The organism is Neorhizobium sp. SHOUNA12A (assembly GCF_023006505.1).
Classification (GTDB): Bacteria; Pseudomonadota; Alphaproteobacteria; order Rhizobiales; family Rhizobiaceae; genus Neorhizobium.
In genome coordinates, this window is sequence record NZ_JALBGV010000097.1 from 1 (window position 1) to 19583 (window position 19583).

Sequence of the window (19583 nt, forward strand, 5' to 3'; positions counted from 1 at the left end):
GCGCTACCATCCGTTCGCCCATCATCAGAAAATCCTCCTAAATCCCTAGAAGGAGTGAATCAGAACTTCGCACTGACAGCAACGCCGACTTTTTCAACGGTATCTGCCCAATGCGGACCTGTAAGTTCGCGTTGGGGAACGGCAGTTTTGCGCCCGCATAGTCGCCGTTCGCCGGCGTTAACGCCGGTCCCCGAACGCCGCCATACAGTGAGGTTCTACAGCCGAACCAAGATCACGGGGCGGGGTGGTCAGCGACATACGCAACACCCACCTCAACCGCAGCTTGAGCAAAAGATCGGCCCTCGATATGCTATTCCGGTAAAGGGTGTAGGGTTAAGGGATGCGAATCGAATACCTTCAAATATCAAATGTCCTCAGCTTTCCCTATCGTGCCGATGTGCGCCAGGCCGATAAAATAGAATTTGACGATGGTCTAAATATTATTATCGGCGAGAATGGCTCCGGAAAATCGACAGCCCTCGAGGTTATCAACTTCCTCTTCCGAAGGGTCATATATCGTCAGTTCAGCTTCAACCGCGAGCTGTTCGGACGCCGCTCAACCCTTGCAATAAATGATAGGCGGCAGGTTCTGCAGCCAGCCAATCACACCAACATCAACGATTTTCGGCTGGACGCAAATTGGGATAGCGAAGATCAAGAGCAGCGAATTCGTATAGCAGTGCGACTCGACGACATCGATCGGCAGAACATTGCTAATATCAGGGCTTACTTTGTTGAGCTCACCGAAACGCTAGGATCATACTCTAGTTATAATATTAACGCCAATAGCGAAGAGCGCGACACGTACGTAATTGACGTGATATTGAACCGTGCCGCGAATAATTTCTCGGTTCAGCTACAGGGTGGAGAACATGACTTTGGCTTCACATATCTAACCGACTATCACCTTTTCAGAGAAGCCATTTCACTTCGCAATGCCCTTACGCGCGGTGAGCCGATCCCACCGCTCTATGAGAGCTTCACGCTTATCGGCAGCTATCGCAACTACCACGCGTTTCAGCCCTCAATTTCCCTCAGCAACGCGTCAGCGTCGCAGCAAATTCAGGACATACGGAATCAAGATTTCAATCGTAGCCTCAATGCCACCGACAGCAATGAACCCCCTGTGTTCGCGCTCATGCGGCTGCAGGTTGCTGAGCGCCATTTCAACCTCATTTCTGAAGCAAAAGATCTTGCGCAGTGTGAGCAAGAAGCGAACGATCTTCCCTTTGTGAGGTCGGTCAATGAGCGACTGCGCGTGGTAAATCTGCGCTGTCAAATAAAGCTTCTGGACCAGCGAACATGGCGGTACAGCTTTGAATTCTACGACACCCGTCGCAACAAGCCAATCGGCGACATTAACAGCCTGAGCGCGGGTCAAAAAGCGATTATCCACCTAGTGCTCGAGGCGTATGGGAGGGGTGAGCTGAAGGGTGGCGTCGTCATCATTGATGAACCTGAAATCCATTTGCATTATCAATTTCAGCACGAGTATCTGCAGGTACTTCGAGAGCTGAACCGGACGCAGAACTGCCAATATATTCTCGTTACCCACTCGGAATCGCTCATCAATTCGAGCACCATAAATTCTGTACGCCGGTTTGCGCTTAATGCGAACGGTCACACGTCAATCTTCTCGCCAACACTTTCCGCAGATGAAAAAAGCCTCATACGCATTCTCGACAATTCCCGGTCCACTTATGCCTTTTTCTCGAAAAAGGTGGTTCTGGTTGAGGGCGACACCGACCGCTATTTCTTCAAGGCGCTGCTCCAGGGGCGGCACCGTCTGCTCGAACAAGAAATTGCGGTTCTCCATGTCGGCGGAAAGAAAGAATTGCCGAAGTGGCACAGTCTGTTTTCAAGCTTCGGCCTCCATGTTTATGTAATCTCAGACTTCGATTACATCGTGAATTTGCATTATCCCGCCGACAACGGTGTTCCCCTCCGAACGGCTCAACAAATCGCCTCATTCAAACAATCACACTCAGATTGGGAAGATCATATAGCCGCCTCGGCAGTAGAAAGCATATTCATCTTTCGTGAAGGCGACCTAGAAGCGTACCTTGATATTAGGAAAAATCTTAGTCATGTGATCGAATTCTGCCAAAATGGTCTTCAGTTATTTCTGGCAGACAATACTTCCAGCAAGAGCCGCGAAATACGGTCGATCATCGATGCCATCGCTGAATAATGTCCCGGAATGACGCCGAGGCGTTACCAGAAAGTAAGGGCACGTCAGCTTCGCCCGCTACCGAGCCCGAAAGCTGAAATGCCGCTTACGGCCCCATCAATCGGCTGGCGCACGCGGCACTTTGGCCGACCGCTCAGCGGTCAAGCCAGGCCGCAAGACCATCCAGCGTCTGCAGCCCGTATTCGACGGCGCCGAAGCCGATGACCACCTGACGTCGTTTGGCGCTGGGGTGAAGCTGGCGCATGGTCAGCACCGTCTTGCCATCCGTTTGCTCATCGAAGGTCACCGTGGCGCGAAAACGGTCGGGGTCGTCCGGGTCGGGCGTGCCGTAGTCCATCACGATCCGCTCGTTCGGCACGATCTCCAGAAAGCGCATCAGGTTTGGGAAGCGCTGTTCCTTACCCTCGAACACGCCCACCATGTCGAACCGCCAGACCCCGCCCTCGCGGATATCGGCTTCGTGGGTCTCGATGCTGAGACCGGCCGGGCCGTACCATTCGGCCAATGCCTTGGGATCCATCCAGGCGGCAAAGACCTTCTCGCGGCGGTGGTTCAGCAGCTTCACCAGCACGATTTCGCGGTCGAGCGACCATGTCTCAAACAGCTTTGCCATGTCCTTCATCGTCCTCTTCGGTTTTATCCAGGTAGACTTCGAGCCGATCCAGCCGCTCGGTCCAGCGCCGGCGCTCCGATACCATCCAGTCCGCCGCCTCGTCGAAGCGCGCGTGCACCAGCCGGCACCAGCGGCTGCGCCCACGCTTCTGGCTGACGATCAGCCCGCAATCTTCCAGCACCTTGAGATGCTGGGCGAAGGAGGGCAGCGCCATGTCGAAAGGCTCGGCCAAAGCGCTGACCGGTAACTCGCCCTCGACCAGCCGCGACACTACGGCGCGGCGGGTCGGGTCGCTGAGAGCATGAAAGGCGAGGTCGAGCGGGGTCGAATGATAAGGCATGTGCATCAGTAAAATCGGCGGGTGCGCCGGTCAAGATAAAAAGGTACTTGCCTTAGTATCAGGCTTTGGATACAAAGGCAAATACCTTAGTATTCGGTTCCGAATATGAGGCGGTCAAGGTGCAACCACACGCAAGGAGGATCCCGGTGGTAGTTCGTGTCGATCTCATGATCTCGCTCGATGGTTTCGCGACAACGACGGACCAGACGCCCGAAACCCCGTTCGGCGAGGACTGGTCGCGTCTCGTCGGCGCATATGCAGCAACGCGAACATTCCGGGAGCGCGTGTTGAAGGATACCTCGGGAGCGGGAACCACAGGTGTCGATGATGAATACGCGAAGGCGTACTTCGCCGATGTGGGCGCCGAGATTATGGGCGCCGGCATGTTCGGGTTGCACAACTTTCCCGACGATCCGAACTGGCGTGGCTGGTGGGGCGACGAGCCACCGTTCCGCTGCCCGGTCTTCGTCTTGACACACAAGCCGCGGCCCTCCCTGGAGATGGCCGGTGGCACCACGTTCCACTTCCTCAGTACCACTCCGGTTGATGCGCTCCAGCAGGCTATGAGCGCCGCAAACGGCAAGGATGTCAGGATAGGCGGTGGCCCTACCGTCGTTCGCGAATATCTCAAGGCTGGTCTTGTCGACCGCCTCCATGTTGCTATCGCGCCCATTTTGCTCGGGCGGGGCATCCGCCTGTGGGACGATCTGCGCGGCTTCGAAACGGGTTATACGGTCAAGGCGGAAACGGCCGAGAGCGGCACCGTCCACCTTACGTTTCAACGATAGCCATTAGCCTGTCACTTGGGACGGTCATCGACTGTCCATCGGACAGGGAGGTGATCAGCGGCGAGAGCTCGCCGGTCAACGCATCGCCACCGCCTCCAGCACCAGCCGTTTCAGCTCTTCGGCAGGCGGTGCGAGGCGGGTTTCGGCGACGTGCAGCGCAAGCTCGATCGCGCCGAGATCGGGCAGGCCTGCTTCTTTGGCATCAAGCGCGGCAAGCTGCGGCGGCTTGCCCTCGACGATCCGGGGGGTGACACCGAGCCCGGCGGTCACGGCGGCCCAAAGACCGGCAAGGCTCGGGCTAGCAAAAGCGTGCCGCCAGGCGATGCCGCCGCGGTCGAGCGCATCGATCGCGGCCTTGCGGAAGGCGCAGGGCGGATCGAAGGCGACGATCGCTAGCGTCTCTCCGGGCATATGCCGAAATCCGTCCGGACCGATCCAGGCGATTTCCCGCCTTGCGACGATCTCCGCCCGCGGACTTGCGAGCGTGCCCCAGGTCAGCGCTACGTCGAGTTCGCCCTTGTCGATCGCCTGCACCATCGCGACACCCCGGTCGACCCGGGCCTCGACCCGCACCTTCGGATGGATCTTCGAAAAGCGGCCGAGCAGGTCCGGCAGCCAGGTTTCGGCGAAATCCTGCGGCACGCCGATCTTCACCCAGCCTTCGAGCTTGCCGACGCCGCGCACCGCCGCCCGCGCCTCGTCGTTGAGCTCCAGGATGCGCTTGGCATAACCGAGCAGGATTTCGCCGGCTTCGGTCAGCACAAGTCCACGCCCCTGCTTCTGCAGCAGGGTTTCGCCCACCTGTTCCTCGAGCTTCTTCAATTGCAGGCTGATCGCCGACGGCGAGCGGCCGAGCCGGTCGGCAGCCTTGGCGAAACTGCCAAGTTCCAGGCCGAGCGCGAAACTTCTCAGAGTGTCGATGTCGAGATTGATGGGTAGCATAATCGTTGAGTTTTACCAAAGCATATGTTTGAAACTTCGTGATTTTCAGAATGATTGTGTGGGGAGAAGATAGCGGCGTCAACAGAAATCCGAAAAGGAGAATGTCATGCCCTTCGTTCACGTCATTATCGCCGGCAAAAGCATCGAGCCGGAATCAAGGCGCCTGCTGCAGCAGGAAACCACGGTGCTGATGAACACGATCATGCGCAAACGCCGCGAGGTCACCGCGGTCCTGGTGGAGGAGGTCGATCTTTCCGGCTGGACCGTCGGTGGCGAACCGCTGGAAGTGGCCGCGCATGTGGAGGCGAATGTTACGCTCGGCACCAATACGGCCGAGGAGAAGCAGCGTTTCATCGAGGCGATGGACGCGCTTTTGAAAAAGAGCCTCGGCGGGATACCGCCCGCCACCTATGTCATCGTCCGCGAGGTCGAGGCCGACGCCTGGGGTTTTGGCGGGGTGACGCAGGAATACCGGCGTACAAATGCAATGACGGCGTGATCCCGAGCCGCCCATTGGGATGGCGCCCGGCATGGCCGGGCGCATCTCTGCCTTAGAAAACGGCGAGATATTTCAGCAGCGAAATGATGCCGATGATGATGATGATGATCTGCGCGATCTGTTTCGCGCGGCCATCGATCGGCAGGCGCGCGACGAGATAGAGAACCAGGACGATCACCAGGAAGGTGATCAGAATGCTGATCAATGCGGAAGTAGCCAAGCCCCAAACTCCTTTTCATGACAGTGCCGTGCGGCACCGATGTGTAAGATATGGTGCATTCGGCGAAAGGAAAGGCCGCCGCATCGCGATTTCCCGTTTCTTCTCAGGGACTTCCGCCGGATGACCTCACACCGTTTCGGCGCCCAACTCGAAAGCCCAGTGGATGAGGCGGTCCTTCAGTGTCCGGTCGCGCAGATAGCCGGTCAGCTCCTTGTCGATCTCTTCCAGCCGCTCCAGCGCAAAATCCTCCGCCCGGTTCGAATTCCAGGCCACCTGCAGGCTCTTGCTCACATGGCTGCCGTGCCGGAGCGTGAACCAGATGCGGTTCTGGATCTTGTCGAGGTCTCCGGAGCGGCCGACCCATCGCTGCCCCATGGGTGCAAAACGGATGGCATAGATGCCGGCCGGGGCCTTGCGTTCCTTGTAGGCGGAGATCGCCGCTTTCCTGTCGATGGTGTTCATGTCCCGTGCCTTCCTTGATGGAGGTGTAGCCAATATCATCCGGGTAATATTATGGCAATAGTTATATCCGGGTAAAATTTGGGGAGGGCGAGTTTGCGCCCGGTCGCGAAGCGCCGTAAGAGGAACCATGCGCCTGAAATCCGAAATCGTCGTCTCCGCCATGATCCGCCGCGTCTTCGGGCTCGGCGGTTTTGCCGCTGTCGAAAAGAAGGGTGCGGAGGCAGCGGGCGCGATCTTCATCCGCCAGCGCTTCCGCGACGGGCTGGAAACGCTCTACGCGCCGGCTCCGCAGAACTTCTTCGGCGAGGACGATGGCGGTCGCAAATTCGAGATGAGGGCGGAACGGGCCGAACCGGAAGCCGTCCGCGAGATGCTGTCGCGCGAACTGCGCTTCGATCCGGATCTCTGGCTGCTGGAACTGGAGATCGACGACGTCGCCGATCTGTTCGAGGTGGTGAAGCCGGCTTGAGCGGCCGCGCTATGACCGGTCAGCGCACCCGGTAGAGGCCGTTGAGCGGCTTGCGGACGCTAGCAGTGGTGCGGATCACCCGCGGTTCGCGGCTGTCCTCTGCGCGATTGTCGGCAAACATCGGCTGATGCTGCTGTTCCGGGTAGGTATAGCTGTCGGCGCGGCGCCAGGCCTCGACACGTCTGCCGCATTCGTCCTCGTCGAGCCCATCCCAGAGAGAGGCGCTCCGCGTCACGCCGTCCTGCTCGGCTGCCAGATGGTCGTAAAGCCGCTGGAGGATGAAGAGCGCATCGTCCTTCTCCATCGCCAGGCCCTTCAGCGTCGCCGCGAGCTGCTGGCCGGAAATGTCGAGCAGGATCCGTTCCGAAAGCCAACGGCTGGCCGAAAGCGTATCGGCAAGCACAGTCGCAAACAGCCCGGTCTCGCGATTGCGGGCGAACCGCACGAGCAGCGCCTCTTGGATCGGCGACAGATTGCGCAAGCCCAGCCGGTCGGCGGCGGGCCGGTCGACATGGCCGGCAAGCGCCTTGATCCGGTTGCGCAGGAGTTCCTCGCGCGTATTGCGCTCAGCCTCGTCAACCATTTCCGGCGTCGGCCGGCGCGGCACGAGCGCGTCGAGGTTTTCAGGCGCATCGCGGCGGGTGTTGCGGTCGTAGCGCAAGCCCACCAGCGCGTCGATCACCGTCGGCGACAGCGCTTCGCGGCGCACGATGGTGCGGGCATGCGCTTCCCCTTGGGTGCGGGCGATGGCGATCAGCGCATCGTCGGAAAGGCAGGTCGAGGAGGTGAGGAACGGGGCCGCGACCGCGATCGGCTGGCTGGCGATGAAGAAGGCGACGGCCGGCGGCACGGTCTTGCATTGGGAAAGGGCCGCGACCGCATCGCGGCGGGCCTCTTCGGACGATGCGGAAAACAGGGGGGCGAAGAGCTCGGCGAACTGTCGAAGCTCCGACCGCGAAGGGTACGGAAGGCTTTCGAAGCTCGTCACCGTGGCCATCAGCACCACATCCTTCTTACGCATGGCCTGGGGCCTTTCAAGGTCTCGAAACTCATTCGTCACTGGCAAACTCGCAATCAACGCAAAACAAATCCGGAGTGCCGAACGCCGATCAGGTGTGCCGGAAAAGCCCGCCTGGCGCTCTCATCGTACCTTGCCTGGGAAACTCCCGGTGGCGTGCGCCCGCTCACGCAGCTGTGAGAGCATCTGCAGAATGGTGTCGCCTTGGTTTAACCGGATGCTAACTCTTGGAGGGTTAACGGTCTGTGAAAATGGATCGTTTTGATACGTCCGTGATTTCTTGCAGTTTCCCTGTTTCGGCCAGGAAATTGCGGCTGGGGTCGGCGCCTGCGGAGGCGGTGAACCAAACCGACGCTCCTGCGTTTTGGCTGCGGACAACAGACATCCACCGGTAGCAACTGCTATATTAGCAGTAAGGAATTGTTAACGGTGGTCTGGCTGAATCATGGGGTAACCGGCGTGTGTTTTGCCGGGTTTCAAGTACCGGATGGCCCCGCGTCCCTGGGACCTTCTCCATAACGGCCGGTTCAGGCGGAACCGGTCGTCCATGTCGAAATGTCGTTGCGCTTTCGAACAAGGCGCACAGGCGAGAAAGGCGCGGATGCCCGAACTTCTACCTCGGGATGCGTCAGGCCCTTGGAGAGGGCAGGGTGAGATCGGTCCGTCTTCATCCGTCTCGAATTCCTTAAACGGAGACGAGCATGGCAGAGATCGTAGTATTGAACAGATGGCGCAGCGAGCATCAGCGCCGGCCGCAGATCAAGATCGGCGAAAGCGACAATGCCGGACAGCTCCTGCTGTTCACCGGCGTGCGGTACGAGCGTTTCGAAGACCTGGGCGACCGCAAGGCCGAAAACCACGCGGTGCGCGCCGAATAGCCGGCAAGACAGACATCAGAACCGGCTTCGGGAGCGCCATTCGAACGGTGCGCAGGTTGCCTGGTTCAGGAATTGCGACACGATACCCGCAAAGCTTGGTTGCGGGACGAGACTTCTCAGGACGGCATATCCCGCCGTCTCTTTGGCTTCCACCAGGATCGACTGCGAGACTGCCTGCGGCAGCGCCTTGCGCAATGCGGTCGTCTGCGCTGGGGAGGCAATCACCACATCCAGCACGCCGCCGGCCGATGTTCGGTCATTGATGCTGAACACCTCGTTCGACGACTGGTCGTAGACACCGAGCGACCAGAAGGGCACGCCGCCATTGGCGGCCGTCAGCCGGACCGGCCCGTCGGAGATATCGAAGGCGCAGACCGTCGCATCGACGAACGGATCGTCCTTGGCAAGCCCGGCGCGATCCGGCTTTTCTCCCAGCCGGTAGAAGCGGAAGATCTCCCCTTCCGCCAGCACCCGCGTATAGGCGTCGCGCTCGCTGAAACTCGGCAGCGCGAGCACGATGATCAGGTGCAGCAGCGCCGCGCCGATCAAGCCGGTGATCACCGCCAGCAGCGCCTTCAGCGCGAACCCCCGGGATACCGGCTCCGCAGCTCTCGAACTCACCGACCTCAAACGTCTCAATCCAAGCCTTCTAGACATTGCCGCACCCGGTCTTCTCGATACGCGGCATGGTGAGGTCGATCAGGCCGGAGCTGCCGGCCGTCGGCGTGTCGAACAGCGTCAGCGTCAGCCGGAACGCGCCAGGCGCTGCGACGGCCAGCCAGTTGCCTGGCTTGGCGGTTGCGGAAATCGCGATGTCGAAACCGCCGTCGCTGTCGCCGTCGCGCAGCACGATGCGGGAATTGAGAGCGGTCGGCAGGTCCGATTGAGCCAAGGGCGGGGCGGCACCGGGGGCCGCGGCAAACAGCGTCCAGAAACGCGCCGGCGGCGTGCGGCCGGTGAGGCGGTAGGAGCAGTTTCCGGTCAGGCGATCGCCCTTTTCGTCGACCGAGGCAATGAAGGTGAGGCCCTCGGCGCTCGCGTAGATGAGCTTGCCGGCATTGGCCCGGTGCGACTTCGCATAAGGGTCCGCCTGCGCTGTCTGCGCCTGCGGAAAGGCTTCCCATGAGCCGAGCTTGATCGCACCGAAACCGATCGTGGCATCCAGCGCGACGAGGGTGGACCATATCCCGCCGCCGAAGGCGATGGTGAGCGCGATCGCTATGAGGAAGGGAACACGGAACACGGGTTTGCTTTGGCCCTCGGACAGCTATGTCAGAGGGTTAGCATTGATTCCAAAACATGTCGCGCAAAAGTGTGCGACGGTTTTGCGATAACGACATGCGCAAAAACAAAGATTTCCAGCGTGCCGCGATCCTCCAGATCACGACACGCTAGAGCGGGAAAGAATGGGCCCGCAGGCGAAACCCAAACCCGTTGCGGACTATAACGCGGCGCGTTATAGTCGTCATATGATCAGGGATTTTGCGGATCGCGAAGCCGAGTGGATTTGGGCCGGCAGGAAAAGCCGGAAATTGCCCGCGGATATGCAGTCGGTTGCGCTGAGAAAGCTGCGTCTTCTCAATCAGGCCCGCCAGTTGTCGGACTTGCGTATTCCGCCCGGAAACCGGCTCGAGGCTCTGAAAGGCGATCGCTCGGGCCAGTTCTCGATCCGTATCAATGATCAATGGCGTATTTGTTTCATCTGGACCGAAGGAGGGCCTGCCCATGTCGAAATCGTCGATTACCACGGTTGAGACCGAATGGCTCCGGAACCCCCATCCGGGAGAAATCCTGCTGGAAGATTTCCTGAAACCCATGGGGCTCACCCAGAACGGGCTGGCGCGTGCCATCGGCGTGCCGCCGCGCCGGATCAATGAGATCGTGCTCGGCAAGCGGTCGATCTCCGCCGATACCGATCTCAGGCTGGCTCGCTATTTTGGCATGTCCGAGGGGTTTTTCCTCGGCCTGCAGGCGGATTACGACCTGATGCAGCGGCGCCGCGAACTGGGCGACGCCTTGAACAGCATCGAACCGCGCGCCGCCTGATGGCCTGAGCGTCAGCATTGATTCGATTGGACGGAATGGGAGCGTGTCTTTTCGGCACGCTTGGATGCTCTGCGCGAATCGGTCTGGCGGACGCTGGCAGAGGACGGCCCGCCGCCGCCGCCCAACTTCCGCGCCCGACCGAGATGCGCACCGTCACCTGTGCCAAAGTTATCCAGCTTGGGCGCCTTTCGTTCTATTCCCGCACAACCGACGCCATCCGCTAACCGTTTGATAACGTTATTTTAAGCGGTTCTTGTGACTAGAATCCGCGCGCACTACGCCAAGCCTGTTCCTTGGCTACCGTCGCCCCGAGACAACGTTCCGGGGCAAAGACGATGAGATTATGGATGATGGCGACCGGCGCCTTGGTAGCCGTGGCGGCTGGGTTTTCGGGTGCCTATTACCACCTGAAGCAGGAAAAGGGGCCGGCGAGCCCGAAGACCATTTCCGCCGACTTCATGACGCTGACCGAAAGCCAGCCGACCGAGACGCGCCGCGCGGTTGTCGAGGCGATCGACACCTGCTTGCCGCAGGCGGCGCGGCCAGGCTGGACAAGCCCGCCGGTCAAGGACCTCGCGGTCGATACCTATGTCCGCTTCTTCGACCTGATGGGCCAGGATATCGATCAGGGCGAACGCACCGCGTTATTCCGCAGCTGGGTGTCGCGAGCCGATGACGGATTGGCTGAAAGGGACCGCATCGCATTTGAAAAGCTGATGCAGGGCGGCCTGCACGAGGGCGTGACGGCGCTCTGCGTCGCCGCGACCGTGCGTGGCAAGCTCGGAAGCCAGGGGCTCAGGGGCTTTTGGAACTGACGGGCAGCGCCTCGGTGACCGATCCCGTCGTGGTCTTGTCGGCCACCTTGGCGGTGGCAGGTCCAAGCCGGCCGGCTTCTTTCAGCTTTCCGGCAATCTGCCGCAGCAGCCGGGTGGATTCGGCCGATAGCGAGCGGGGCCGGACGAGCGCCTGCAACCCGGTATCGGGGGTGCCGTCCTTCTTTTTGGCGACCGCATTTCCCTTGTGGTCTCCGGTCGGCAGCGGATTATCGATGCCGGGAATGGCGCGCAGCTCGATCCCCTGATGGGCATAATCCATCACCGTCTTGAAGGTCGCGGCCGGCAGCGAACCGCCGGTCATGTTGTTCATCGAGGTGAAGTCGTCGTTTCCGAACCAGATGGCGGTCGTGTAATTGCCGGTAAACCCGATGAACCAGGCGTCGCGATAACTCTGCGAGGTGCCGGTCTTGCCGGCGGTGACGATGCCGCCGTCGAGGGCTGCCTTGCGGGCGGTGCCGATCACCGGGATCTGCGACAGGATGCGGTTCATCGACGACATCGCCTGTTCGGAGAGCACGCGCTTGGCCGGCGGTTCGTCTCGGTTGAAATCGTAGAGCACGTCGCCGCCATATCCGAGAACCTGCTCGATGCCGTGGCGGCGCGATTGCATGCCACCGGCCGGCATCACCGCATAGCCTGTCGCCTGGTCGAGAACGGTCATTTCCGAAGTGCCGAGCGGGATGGTCTTGTCTTTCCTGAGCGGCGTTTCGACACCGAAAGCCTTGGCGGTCTTCACGATCAAGTCGGTGCCGAGATATTCCTTGGCAAGCCTGACCGGAACGGTATTGAGCGACTGGGCCATGGCTGAAAGCAGCGTCACCTTGCCCTTGTAGGCGCGGCCGTAATTCTGCGGCGACCAGCCGTTCCAGGTGATCGGCGCATCCGAAATCGTCGATTCCGGCTTGAAGCCGTTCTCCATCGCCGCCGAATAGGTATAGAGCTTGAAGGACGAACCCGGCTGGCGCAGCGCTCTGGCGGCGCGGTTGAACTGGCTCTCGCCATAGTCTCGGCCGCCGACCATGGCGCGCACGGCCCCGCCGTTCTCGATCATCACGAGCGCGCCCTGCTTGGCCTTGTAGCTCTCGCCGTATTCGCGAAGGCTCGATTCCATCGCCGATTCCGAGGCCTGCTGCAGGCCCATGTCGATCGTCGTGCGCACCACGACCGAATGTTCGTGGAACTTGCCGGCCTGCGCCAGCCGCTGCACTTCATCGAAGGCCCAGTCGAGGAAATAGTCGGGCGCCTTGGCGTCGGCGCGGTCGACGACGGTCGCCGGGTTGCGGCGGGCGGCGATCACCTGGCCCTCGGTCATCAGCCCGCTCTGCACGAGGTTGGAAAGCACTTCGTTGGCGCGGGCGCGGGCGGCGGGCAGGTTGACATGCGGCGCGTATTTGGCCGGCGCCTTGAACAGGCCGGCGAGCATCGCGCTCTCGGCAAGGTTCACCTCCGTGATGTTCTTGCCGAAATAGAACTGTGCGGCCGCCGCCGCCCCGAACGTGCCGCCGCCCATATAGGCGCGGTCGAGATAGAGCGACAGGATCTCCTTCTTGGAGAGGTTGGCTTCCAGCCACAGCGACAGGAAGGCTTCCTTGATCTTGCGTTCGATCGACCGTTCGTTGGTGAGGAACAGGTTCTTGGCGAGCTGCTGGGTGAGCGTCGACCCCCCTTGCACAACGCCGCCGGCCTTGGCGTTTTCGCTCATGGCGCGGGCAAGGCCGAAGAAGTCGATGCCGAAATGGTCGAAGAAGCGGCGGTCCTCGGTCGCCAGCACCGCCTTGATCAGGTGGTCCGGCAATTCGTCGATCGGCACCGAATCCTCATGGATGATGCCGCGATGACCGATGATATTGCCGTAGCGGTCGAGGAAGGTGACGGCGAAATCGCCGCGATTGCGCCAGTCCTCGTGGGTCTCCTCGAAGGCCGGCTGGGCGAGTGCCAGGAGCAGCACGAAACCGGCGGTGCCAAGTGTCATCGCCTCGCCAGCAAGCTCGAAGCCGATGCGCTTCCAGCCGCGCACGCGAAAACGGCGGAAGAAGATGGTGATCTCCTCCCAGATTTCTGCGAGTCGAAAGCCGAGATTCCAGACCGTGGAATCGATCCAGGAATCGATGCGCAGCAGCAGGTGGCGCTTGCCGCGCGGCCGGTCGTCGGATGACTTTGGCTCGTCCTGCACCTTCGGAATTCCCTGCCCTTTCGATGAGATGTGCTTGACGTGGTCCCTGCAAGGGATCAAGAGCTCTAGCCTCTCACCGTTAATCAGCTTTAGCTGACAAATGGTTGATGCGCGATATCAAAATCGCAACAGGTAAAATGCAGATATCGGGATTTGTTCCGAACTGCCGCAAATGTGATATCCACGATGACCGACGAACCTTTCTGGAAAACCAAGCGGCTCGACCAGCTGACCCAAAATGAATGGGAAAGCCTGTGCGACGGTTGCGGCCTCTGTTGTCTCAACAAGCTCGAGGACTGGGATTCCGGTGACGTCGTCTTCACCTCCGTCGCCTGTCGGCTGCTCGACGGGGAAAGCTGTCGCTGCAAAGACTATCAGCACCGCCAGGCGACCGTGCCGGACTGCATCCAGCTCACCCCGACGACGGTCAACGAGATCACATGGCTGCCGCCGACCTGCGGTTACCGCCTCATCCGCGACGGCGAGGATCTGTACTGGTGGCATCCGCTGGTCTCGGGCGATCCGGATACCGTGCACCAGGCCGGCATCTCTGCCCGCGGCCGCACGGTCAGCGAAAACGAAGTCGATGTGGAAGATTTCGAAGACTACGTGGTCGACTGGCCGCTGACGGTGGGCGAGGAACGCTAGAGGCTCGGAGCAGGTAGCGCAGGCGCCCGCCGTGCCATTCGTGAGATGGTCGCGATTCCGGCCAGCGCACCATCTTCCCACGCGCGCCAGCCGGACAGGAGGGCCAGAAATTATAGTTCCACGCCGACGCTCGCCAGAAAGCTCTCCATGCGGTTGTCAACCTCAGCCTTCGTCTCCGCCCACGCCGGGAACGACTGGAGAAGGTTGTCGTGCCAGGCGATCAGGTTTGGATATTCCTTGAATGGAAACTTTGCACGATCGACCTGGGAGAAGGGAGCCGCGATATCGATATCGGCAAAGGTCAAGGCATTGCCGACCATGAATTTGCGGCCTTCGAGATGCCGGTCGAGTACCCTCGCTGCAGCGCGGATCTTGCCCTCGGCAAATTCGACGAGCGACTCGTCCTTCGGTAGGCCCATGACCGTCTTCGCCACGCGCTCATCGAAGATCGTGGTGGTGAAGGTGCGCCACTGCTCGCCCGACCAGAACATCCACTGAAGCACCTGGAAGCGCTCCGCCTGCGTGGTTCCCACCAGCGGCGAATTCACCTTGTTGGCGAGATACAGATTGATGGCAGAAGATTCCCAGAGAATGGTGTCTCCATCTTCCAGAACCGGTGTCAGACCGTGAGGATTGAGGCGCGATTTGAACTCGTCGGTCTGGCTCTCGCCTTTGAACAGGTCAATGTTAACCCGTTCGAGTTCAATGCCCATGATCTTCGCGGCGGTCGTCACGCGACGCAAGCTGCCCGAGCCCGCATCACCGTAGATCTTGATTGCCATAACTCTTCCTTTCAGTTCGAGGCCCGTGACCGGGCGGTCGAGCTGGGATTGCCATATTCCTGTAGCGAATGACATTGACGCCTTTTTGAATACCATCTATTCTTATTTAGAATTAGTCGTTATGCGCGTGGCGGTTCTGACCTCGTTTGAAAACCCGAGCGATCTCCTTCGGAATGAAAAGTGATGGATAAGCTAGATGCGATGCGGATGTTCGTGCGCGTTGTCGAAAGCGGAAGCTTTTCGCAGGCAGCGCGAGACCTGAACGTCAGCCAGCCGACGGTCAGCAAACAGCTCGCGGCGCTCGAGGCGCGGCTCGGGACGCAACTCCTCGCGAGAAATTCCCGTGCCCTTGCCGTGACGCCCGCAGGACAAGACTACTATGAGGCCACCGTCCGCATTCTTCAGGATCTCGATTTCGTCGAAGAGAGGGTCCTTGAAGGGCAGTTGGCGCCCTCGGGCCTGGTCCGTGTGACCCTCTCGCCAGCCTTCGGGAGGATGTTCGTTATTCCCCGGCTATCCGATTTCAGGAACCGTTTCCCCGGCGTCGCGATCGAGATGGAAGTCTCCGGGCGGCACGTCGACCTTATCGAGGAGGGAATAGACGTCGCGATCCGTATCGGCCGGCTTTCGGATTCGGCACTCGTCGCCCGGCGCATCGGCGACATGCAGATGATAACCTTGGCCTCCGCCCGCTATCTTGCACAACACGGCACGCCGCAAACGTTGGACGAACTGCGCAGCCACCAGCGGATCAGCTACGTCTACCAGGGCGATGTCGTCGGGTGGGGTTTCCACGTAGAGGGTCGGCTGGTCACGGTCGACGGTGGGGGAGCGTTCCGCACGAACGACGCCGAGCATGTCCGAGGCGCGGTCCTCGCGGGTCTCGGCATCGCCCACCACGCCAGTTGGCTGTTCACGGATGTGCTGGCCTCCGGCGAGGTTGTGCGAATTCTGGACCAGCATGCGCCGCCGCCCTTCCCGATCAACGCGGTGACCGCCGCCGGACGGCGCATGCCCTCCCGAGTGCGGCAATTCATCGATTTCCTCGCCGCGATTTGCGCCGAGGAGCCGGAATTAAGGATCAGTGACAGTTAGCCCGTCATGGAGCGGGCCGGCTCCGGGCTGGCGCTGCACAGGAGGACGCTGAACAGGCCTTTGTCGTCGTCCAGTCGGCCATTGGTGACCATCCCGCTGCGCTCAGCGAAAGGCAGCGGGACTGGACTTGTGGTTATTCTCGGTATGAATGACTTCGCGGCTTCTACAGCCTTAACGGCGTCACTTCACGGCGATGACGACCTTCCCCTTCGCGCGACCCTTTTCGACGTAATCCAGCGCCTCGTTGGTCTTCTCGAACGGGAAGACCTGGTCCATCACCGGGCGGATGTGGCCCGCCTCGATCAGCGAGGTGATTTGTGCGAGCTGATCGCCGTTCGCCGTCATGAAAAGAAACGAATAGCCGATCTTCCGGCGTCCCGCTTTTCGCCTGATGCCGAAGCTCAGCAGGCGCATGGCCTGTCGAAGCAGCCAGCCGGAGCCGTTCTGCCGGGCGAAATCCGGATCGGGCGGACCGGAAATCGAAATCAGCTTGCCGCCCGGCTTCAGCACGCCCAGGGATTTTTCGAGCGTATCCTTGCCGAGGCTGTTCAGCACGACGTCATAGCCCTGCAGCACTTTCTCGAAGTCGTCTTTCTTGTAGTCGACCGCGACGTCCGCCCCGAGACTTTTCACGAGAGCGACATTGGCCGTGCTCGTGGTCGTGGCCACATGAGCTCCGAGATGCTTGGCGAGCTGGATCGCGATGGTGCCGACGCCGCCCGACCCGGCATGGATCAGGACCTTCTGCCCCTTCCGCAGGTTGGCCCGCTCGACAAGGACCTGCCATGCCGTCAGCGCGACAAGCGGAACGGATGCGGCCTCTACCATGGTAAGGTTGCTGGGCTTGATTGCCACATCGGCCTCGTCGATGGCGATATACTCGGCAAATGTCCCGATGCGATCCTGGGCCGGACGGGCATAGACCTCGTCTCCCGGCTTGAACTTCCGGACCTTGGGTCCGACCCGGACGACGACGCCCGCAACGTCATTGCCCAGCACCAGCGGAAGGCGATAGGGCAGGATCAGCTTGAATTCGCCGTCCCTGATCTTGTTGTCCAGGGCGTTCACGCTGGCGGCATGAACCTCGACCATGACATCGTTGTCGCGCAATGCCGGTTCGGGTATTTCGCCAAGCCGCAGAGCGCTGCCTTTGCGATAGCGATCGATCAGGAATGATTTCATCGGACTAACTTCCGTTTCCGTGGTGGCCGGCATCGCCGGCGGGCTCTGCGATGAATGCTCAGGCGGGAAGCCCGTTGAACTTCCGAAGGTTCTTGTCGACGATGGTTTCGGGCAGGAAGCGACGTATGAAGCGGACCTGTCCTGCCATCTTTCCGGCGGTGTAGCGCCGTTTGGGCAATGCCGCATTGGCTGCCTTCAGGACGGCCTGGGCGACCACTTCCGGTGCATCTCCCTTCGCGACGGCTTCGCGCATCAGCCGCTCCGCACCGGCGCGAACCTTATCATAGACGGAAAGCGGCCGGTCCGCCCGCGTCAGGTTCTCCTCGAAGGCGGTGCGGGTCAAACCGGGCTCGACAAGCACGACGCGGATGCCCTGGGTCCGCACTTCATGGTCGAGGGACTCCGAATAGCCTTCGACGGCGTGCTTGGTCGACGCATAGAGGCCGTTGAAAGGAGCTGGGATCATCCCCAGTATCGAACTCAGGTTGACGATGCGGCCCCTCTGCTGGCCCCTCATCATGGGCAGCACGGCGTTTGTCATCCGAATGGTTCCGAACACGTTGACGTCGAACAGGGCCTTCGCCTGCTCGATCGTGGATTCCTCGGCACCGCCCAGCAGACCGACCCCGGCATTGTTGACGAGAAGATCGATCCGCCCTGCGCGGCGCAGAACCTCGTCAACCGCATTTTTGACGGATGCATCGTCGGTCACGTCGCAGACCAGCATCGTCACCCCGTCCGCCGTGTCGGGCATCGGCTTGCGGCTGGTGCCGAAGACAAGATAGCCATCCCGCCGCAGCGCCTGCGCCGTCACCAGTCCTATTCCTGAGGAGGCACCCGTAACCAGGGCAACGCCACGTTTTTTCTTGCTCATCGGCTCCGCTTTCATTTTGTGATCGAACATCGTGGAGCGATCAGTTACTATCAAATCCGTATCAAGTCACTACTAAAAAGATATCGACATGAAGAATCTTTCCGACCAGCCCTGCCTGATCGCCCGGAGCCTGGCGCTTGTGGGGGACGCGTGGAGCATGCTGATCATGCGCGACGCCCATGCGGGGCTGACCCGCTTCGACGAGTTTCGCAAAAGCCTCGGCATTGCGCCGACCATGCTGACGGGACGACTTTCGGGCCTGACGGAGGAGGGGCTTTTGGAGAAACGCCGTTATTCCGACCGTCCGCCACGGGACGAATATGTGCTGACGGAAGCCGGCCGCGACTTTCTGCCGGTTCTGTTTGCGATCGGCGCGTGGGGACGCAAGCATCGCGGCGGGGGCAAGGTGACCCGGTTTTTCGACGCCGAAACCGGAACGGAAATCGATCCCGTCACCATCGACCGCGCGACCGGCGCTCCGGTCGGAACACGCCCTATCCGGATCGCCGCACCCGAATAAGCGCCCCTCACGGCAGATAGAGCAGCGTCCGGCAACTCCGGTTGAAAGCTCGCGTCCAGCGCAAGATTGCTCGCTTGGCCAGGGAGGAGCACGCGGGAAGTCGCTCGAAACACAGCTTTATTACTTGTCAATCAAGTAAGTTACAGGGAACAATTGGACCGCATGCAATTCTTTCGGTGTACCGGGACTTGCAGAAACGTTAAAGATTACCGCAACAGTCCAGTTTCATCCCGAATTCATTCCGATGGCACCTAGATGAATGCAGAAGGCACGCTGGCAGACCGCCTCTACGAGGCAGCCCTGGTTCCGGAGCTTTGGACGGAGACTTGCGAGAGGATAGCCCTGGAGGCCGGGTCCAGCACCGCCTCGATCTTCACCGTCGACGGCAGCGGCAATCATCGTTACGTCACCACTCCCAACATCGCGGACGCCTTCGCCCAGTTTGTGCGAAGCGACACCCGGCTCGACAATGTTCGGCCGCTTCGGGCCATGCAACGTTCGCCCTTTTCGTTTGTCCGCGTCACCGATCTCCTGAGCGCGGAGGAGTTTGCCAATGATGCGATCCAGCGCGACATCATCGAGCCGCACGGCATGCGATGGGAGGCGGGTTGGGCCTTCCAGGAGCCGACCGGGCACGTCATCGTCATCACCCTGATGCGGGCCAAGGGCCTGACGCATTTTTCCGACGAACAGCTGGCGCGCCTCGATCTCTTGAAGCCGGATCTCGCCCGGGCTGCCTATATGTCGTCGCGGCTCGCCTTCAACGAGGCGCGATCGATGACCGAAACGCTGTCGATGCTCGGACTGCCGGCGGCGGTGATCGGCGACGCGGGCAGGGCGATCGCCATGAACCCCGAGATGGAGGCACTGAGCCCGCGCATCCGCACCGGCGCCGGCGATCGGCTGATATTGGAAGGGGTGGGCGCCAACGCCCTGCTGGAGGAGGCGATCGCGCACTACAAGGCGCAGGCTGCGCCGGCCGTGCAGTCCCTGCCGATGGCGGGACG

The 19583-nt window shown here is 60.7% G+C and carries 23 protein-coding genes and 1 pseudogene; 12 read left to right on the forward strand and 12 right to left on the reverse strand.

Features of this window, described 5'->3' with window-relative positions; translation table 11 throughout:
- Nucleotides 1-340: 340 nt before the first annotated feature.
- Nucleotides 341-2191: an AAA family ATPase gene (locus MOV63_RS27820; protein ID WP_247038771.1), complete on the forward strand. Its 1851-nt coding sequence runs from the start codon at nucleotides 341-343 to the stop codon at nucleotides 2189-2191.
- A gap of 133 nt (nucleotides 2192-2324) precedes the next feature.
- On the opposite strand, the gene MOV63_RS27825 is transcribed toward MOV63_RS27820, so the two are convergent.
- Together MOV63_RS27825 and MOV63_RS27830 are read right to left on the reverse strand one after the other, a co-directional pair.
- Nucleotides 2325-2813, reverse strand: coding sequence for an SRPBCC family protein (locus tag MOV63_RS27825; RefSeq protein ID WP_174479276.1), 489 nt, complete (start codon nucleotides 2811-2813; stop codon nucleotides 2325-2327).
- Nucleotides 2788-3144: a helix-turn-helix transcriptional regulator gene (locus MOV63_RS27830; RefSeq protein ID WP_038541186.1), complete on the reverse strand. Its 357-nt coding sequence runs from the start codon at nucleotides 3142-3144 to the stop codon at nucleotides 2788-2790. The genes MOV63_RS27825 and MOV63_RS27830 overlap by 26 nt, the downstream gene beginning before the upstream one ends.
- A gap of 146 nt (nucleotides 3145-3290) precedes the next feature.
- On the opposite strand from MOV63_RS27830, the gene MOV63_RS27835 reads away from it, so the two are divergent.
- Nucleotides 3291-3932 (forward strand): dihydrofolate reductase family protein, encoded by a 642-nt coding sequence (locus MOV63_RS27835; RefSeq protein WP_247038773.1) that lies wholly within the window; start codon nucleotides 3291-3293, stop codon nucleotides 3930-3932.
- A gap of 75 nt (nucleotides 3933-4007) precedes the next feature.
- Here MOV63_RS27835 and MOV63_RS27840 read toward each other — a convergent pair whose 3' ends face one another.
- A complete protein-coding gene (locus MOV63_RS27840) occupies nucleotides 4008-4874 on the reverse strand; it encodes a LysR substrate-binding domain-containing protein (RefSeq protein WP_247038774.1) in 867 nt (288 codons plus the stop codon).
- A gap of 106 nt (nucleotides 4875-4980) precedes the next feature.
- On the opposite strand from MOV63_RS27840, the gene MOV63_RS27845 reads away from it, so the two are divergent.
- Entirely contained in the window at nucleotides 4981-5373 is a 393-nt protein-coding gene (locus MOV63_RS27845) for a tautomerase family protein (RefSeq protein WP_247038776.1), read from the forward strand.
- A 52-nt stretch (nucleotides 5374-5425) separates the two neighbouring features.
- Here the strand turns inward: MOV63_RS27845 and MOV63_RS27850 are convergent, their stop codons facing one another.
- Both MOV63_RS27850 and MOV63_RS27855 read right to left on the reverse strand, forming a co-directional pair.
- Complete coding sequence (locus MOV63_RS27850; protein ID WP_007772654.1) at nucleotides 5426-5593, reverse strand: Thivi_2564 family membrane protein; 168 nt, start codon at nucleotides 5591-5593, stop codon at nucleotides 5426-5428.
- A gap of 126 nt (nucleotides 5594-5719) precedes the next feature.
- On the reverse strand, nucleotides 5720-6055 hold the full coding sequence (locus MOV63_RS27855; RefSeq protein WP_247038778.1) for a GIY-YIG nuclease family protein: 336 nt from the start codon (nucleotides 6053-6055) through the stop codon (nucleotides 5720-5722).
- Between the two features lie 127 nt (nucleotides 6056-6182).
- Here MOV63_RS27855 and MOV63_RS27860 point away from each other — a divergent pair, with 127 nt between their 5' ends.
- The gene (locus MOV63_RS27860; RefSeq protein WP_247038780.1) at nucleotides 6183-6524 is read left to right on the forward strand and encodes a DUF1491 family protein; all 342 of its coding nucleotides are present in this window, start codon (nucleotides 6183-6185) and stop codon (nucleotides 6522-6524) included.
- Nucleotides 6525-6543: 19 nt separating this feature from the next.
- Here MOV63_RS27860 and MOV63_RS27865 read toward each other — a convergent pair whose 3' ends face one another.
- Nucleotides 6544-7584, reverse strand: a complete 1041-nt coding sequence (locus MOV63_RS27865; RefSeq protein ID WP_247038782.1) for a DUF2336 domain-containing protein — start codon at nucleotides 7582-7584, stop codon at nucleotides 6544-6546.
- Between the two features lie 659 nt (nucleotides 7585-8243).
- Between MOV63_RS27865 and MOV63_RS27870 the strand changes: the two genes are divergently transcribed.
- The gene (locus MOV63_RS27870; RefSeq protein WP_157885085.1) at nucleotides 8244-8420 is read left to right on the forward strand and encodes a hypothetical protein; all 177 of its coding nucleotides are present in this window, start codon (nucleotides 8244-8246) and stop codon (nucleotides 8418-8420) included.
- A 15-nt stretch (nucleotides 8421-8435) separates the two neighbouring features.
- Here MOV63_RS27870 and MOV63_RS27875 read toward each other — a convergent pair whose 3' ends face one another.
- Nucleotides 8436-9050, reverse strand: a complete 615-nt coding sequence (locus MOV63_RS27875; RefSeq protein ID WP_405029391.1) for a DUF1254 domain-containing protein — start codon at nucleotides 9048-9050, stop codon at nucleotides 8436-8438.
- 19 nt (nucleotides 9051-9069) lie between these two features.
- Nucleotides 9070-9663: a DUF1214 domain-containing protein gene (locus tag MOV63_RS27880; protein ID WP_038541207.1), complete on the reverse strand. Its 594-nt coding sequence runs from the start codon at nucleotides 9661-9663 to the stop codon at nucleotides 9070-9072.
- A gap of 226 nt (nucleotides 9664-9889) precedes the next feature.
- On the opposite strand from MOV63_RS27880, the gene MOV63_RS27885 reads away from it, so the two are divergent.
- The 3 genes from MOV63_RS27885 to MOV63_RS27895 all read left to right on the forward strand — a co-directional run bounded on the left by MOV63_RS27885 (nucleotide 9890) and on the right by MOV63_RS27895 (nucleotide 11281).
- On the forward strand, nucleotides 9890-10174 hold the full coding sequence (locus MOV63_RS27885) for a type II toxin-antitoxin system RelE/ParE family toxin (RefSeq protein ID WP_247038798.1): 285 nt from the start codon (nucleotides 9890-9892) through the stop codon (nucleotides 10172-10174).
- Complete coding sequence (locus tag MOV63_RS27890; RefSeq protein ID WP_247038784.1) at nucleotides 10146-10466, forward strand: HigA family addiction module antitoxin; 321 nt, start codon at nucleotides 10146-10148, stop codon at nucleotides 10464-10466. Before MOV63_RS27885 ends, MOV63_RS27890 begins: the two co-directional genes overlap by 29 nt.
- 347 nt (nucleotides 10467-10813) lie before the next feature.
- Nucleotides 10814-11281 (forward strand): hypothetical protein, encoded by a 468-nt coding sequence (locus MOV63_RS27895; RefSeq protein ID WP_247038786.1) that lies wholly within the window; start codon nucleotides 10814-10816, stop codon nucleotides 11279-11281.
- Here the strand turns inward: MOV63_RS27895 and MOV63_RS27900 are convergent.
- Nucleotides 11262-13475, reverse strand: coding sequence for a transglycosylase domain-containing protein (locus MOV63_RS27900; protein ID WP_247038787.1), 2214 nt, complete (start codon nucleotides 13473-13475; stop codon nucleotides 11262-11264). The two genes, MOV63_RS27895 and MOV63_RS27900, sit on opposite strands and share 20 nt — an antisense overlap.
- 186 nt (nucleotides 13476-13661) lie before the next feature.
- Between MOV63_RS27900 and MOV63_RS27905 the strand changes: the two genes are divergently transcribed.
- A complete protein-coding gene (locus MOV63_RS27905; RefSeq protein ID WP_038541213.1) occupies nucleotides 13662-14123 on the forward strand; it encodes a YcgN family cysteine cluster protein in 462 nt (153 codons plus the stop codon).
- A gap of 110 nt (nucleotides 14124-14233) precedes the next feature.
- On the opposite strand, the gene MOV63_RS27910 is transcribed toward MOV63_RS27905, so the two are convergent.
- Nucleotides 14234-14905 carry a glutathione S-transferase family protein gene (locus tag MOV63_RS27910; protein ID WP_247038789.1) on the reverse strand — a complete coding sequence of 224 codons (672 nt, stop codon included), beginning with the start codon at nucleotides 14903-14905 and terminating at the stop codon, nucleotides 14234-14236.
- Nucleotides 14906-15106: 201 nt separating this feature from the next.
- Between MOV63_RS27910 and MOV63_RS27915 the strand changes: the two genes are divergently transcribed.
- Entirely contained in the window at nucleotides 15107-16000 is an 894-nt protein-coding gene (locus MOV63_RS27915; protein WP_247038791.1) for a LysR family transcriptional regulator, read from the forward strand.
- Between the two features lie 180 nt (nucleotides 16001-16180).
- On the opposite strand, the gene MOV63_RS27920 is transcribed toward MOV63_RS27915, so the two are convergent.
- Nucleotides 16181-17182: an NADP-dependent oxidoreductase gene (locus MOV63_RS27920; protein ID WP_247038793.1), complete on the reverse strand. Its 1002-nt coding sequence runs from the start codon at nucleotides 17180-17182 to the stop codon at nucleotides 16181-16183.
- A gap of 58 nt (nucleotides 17183-17240) precedes the next feature.
- Nucleotides 17241-18056 (reverse strand): oxidoreductase, encoded by an 816-nt coding sequence (locus MOV63_RS27925; protein WP_247038794.1) that lies wholly within the window; start codon nucleotides 18054-18056, stop codon nucleotides 17241-17243.
- Between the two features lie 88 nt (nucleotides 18057-18144).
- On the opposite strand from MOV63_RS27925, the gene MOV63_RS27930 reads away from it, so the two are divergent.
- Together MOV63_RS27930 and MOV63_RS27935 are read left to right on the forward strand one after the other, a co-directional pair.
- Nucleotides 18145-18576: a helix-turn-helix domain-containing protein gene (locus MOV63_RS27930; RefSeq protein ID WP_038541217.1), complete on the forward strand. Its 432-nt coding sequence runs from the start codon at nucleotides 18145-18147 to the stop codon at nucleotides 18574-18576.
- Nucleotides 18577-18831: 255 nt separating this feature from the next.
- Nucleotides 18832-19583 (forward strand): annotated as a pseudogene (locus tag MOV63_RS27935) (hypothetical protein); the annotation flags it as partial.

Excerpts from the sequence above, each read along its gene's own strand:
- MOV63_RS27895 (WP_247038786.1), top strand. The coding sequence starts at position 10,814 with ATGATGGCGACCGGCGCCTTGGTAGCCGTGGCGGCTGGGTTTTCGGGT.
- MOV63_RS27920 (WP_247038793.1), bottom strand. The coding sequence starts at position 17,182 with ATGAAATCATTCCTGATCGATCGCTATCGCAAAGGCAGCGCTCTGCGG.
- MOV63_RS27910 (WP_247038789.1), bottom strand. The coding sequence starts at position 14,905 with ATGGCAATCAAGATCTACGGTGATGCGGGCTCGGGCAGCTTGCGTCGC.
- MOV63_RS27925 (WP_247038794.1), bottom strand. The coding sequence starts at position 18,056 with ATGAGCAAGAAAAAACGTGGCGTTGCCCTGGTTACGGGTGCCTCCTCA.
- MOV63_RS27905 (WP_038541213.1), top strand. The coding sequence starts at position 13,662 with ATGACCGACGAACCTTTCTGGAAAACCAAGCGGCTCGACCAGCTGACC.
- MOV63_RS27885 (WP_247038798.1), top strand. The coding sequence starts at position 9,890 with ATGATCAGGGATTTTGCGGATCGCGAAGCCGAGTGGATTTGGGCCGGC.
- MOV63_RS27890 (WP_247038784.1), top strand. The coding sequence starts at position 10,146 with ATGTCGAAATCGTCGATTACCACGGTTGAGACCGAATGGCTCCGGAAC.
- MOV63_RS27820 (WP_247038771.1), top strand. The coding sequence starts at position 341 with ATGCGAATCGAATACCTTCAAATATCAAATGTCCTCAGCTTTCCCTAT.
- MOV63_RS27855 (WP_247038778.1), bottom strand. The coding sequence starts at position 6,055 with ATGAACACCATCGACAGGAAAGCGGCGATCTCCGCCTACAAGGAACGC.
- MOV63_RS27845 (WP_247038776.1), top strand. The coding sequence starts at position 4,981 with ATGCCCTTCGTTCACGTCATTATCGCCGGCAAAAGCATCGAGCCGGAA.
- MOV63_RS27930 (WP_038541217.1), top strand. The coding sequence starts at position 18,145 with ATGAAGAATCTTTCCGACCAGCCCTGCCTGATCGCCCGGAGCCTGGCG.
- MOV63_RS27915 (WP_247038791.1), top strand. The coding sequence starts at position 15,107 with ATGCGGATGTTCGTGCGCGTTGTCGAAAGCGGAAGCTTTTCGCAGGCA.
- MOV63_RS27830 (WP_038541186.1), bottom strand. The coding sequence starts at position 3,144 with ATGCCTTATCATTCGACCCCGCTCGACCTCGCCTTTCATGCTCTCAGC.
- MOV63_RS27870 (WP_157885085.1), top strand. The coding sequence starts at position 8,244 with ATGGCAGAGATCGTAGTATTGAACAGATGGCGCAGCGAGCATCAGCGC.
- MOV63_RS27825 (WP_174479276.1), bottom strand. The coding sequence starts at position 2,813 with ATGAAGGACATGGCAAAGCTGTTTGAGACATGGTCGCTCGACCGCGAA.
- MOV63_RS27860 (WP_247038780.1), top strand. The coding sequence starts at position 6,183 with ATGCGCCTGAAATCCGAAATCGTCGTCTCCGCCATGATCCGCCGCGTC.
- MOV63_RS27840 (WP_247038774.1), bottom strand. The coding sequence starts at position 4,874 with ATGCTACCCATCAATCTCGACATCGACACTCTGAGAAGTTTCGCGCTC.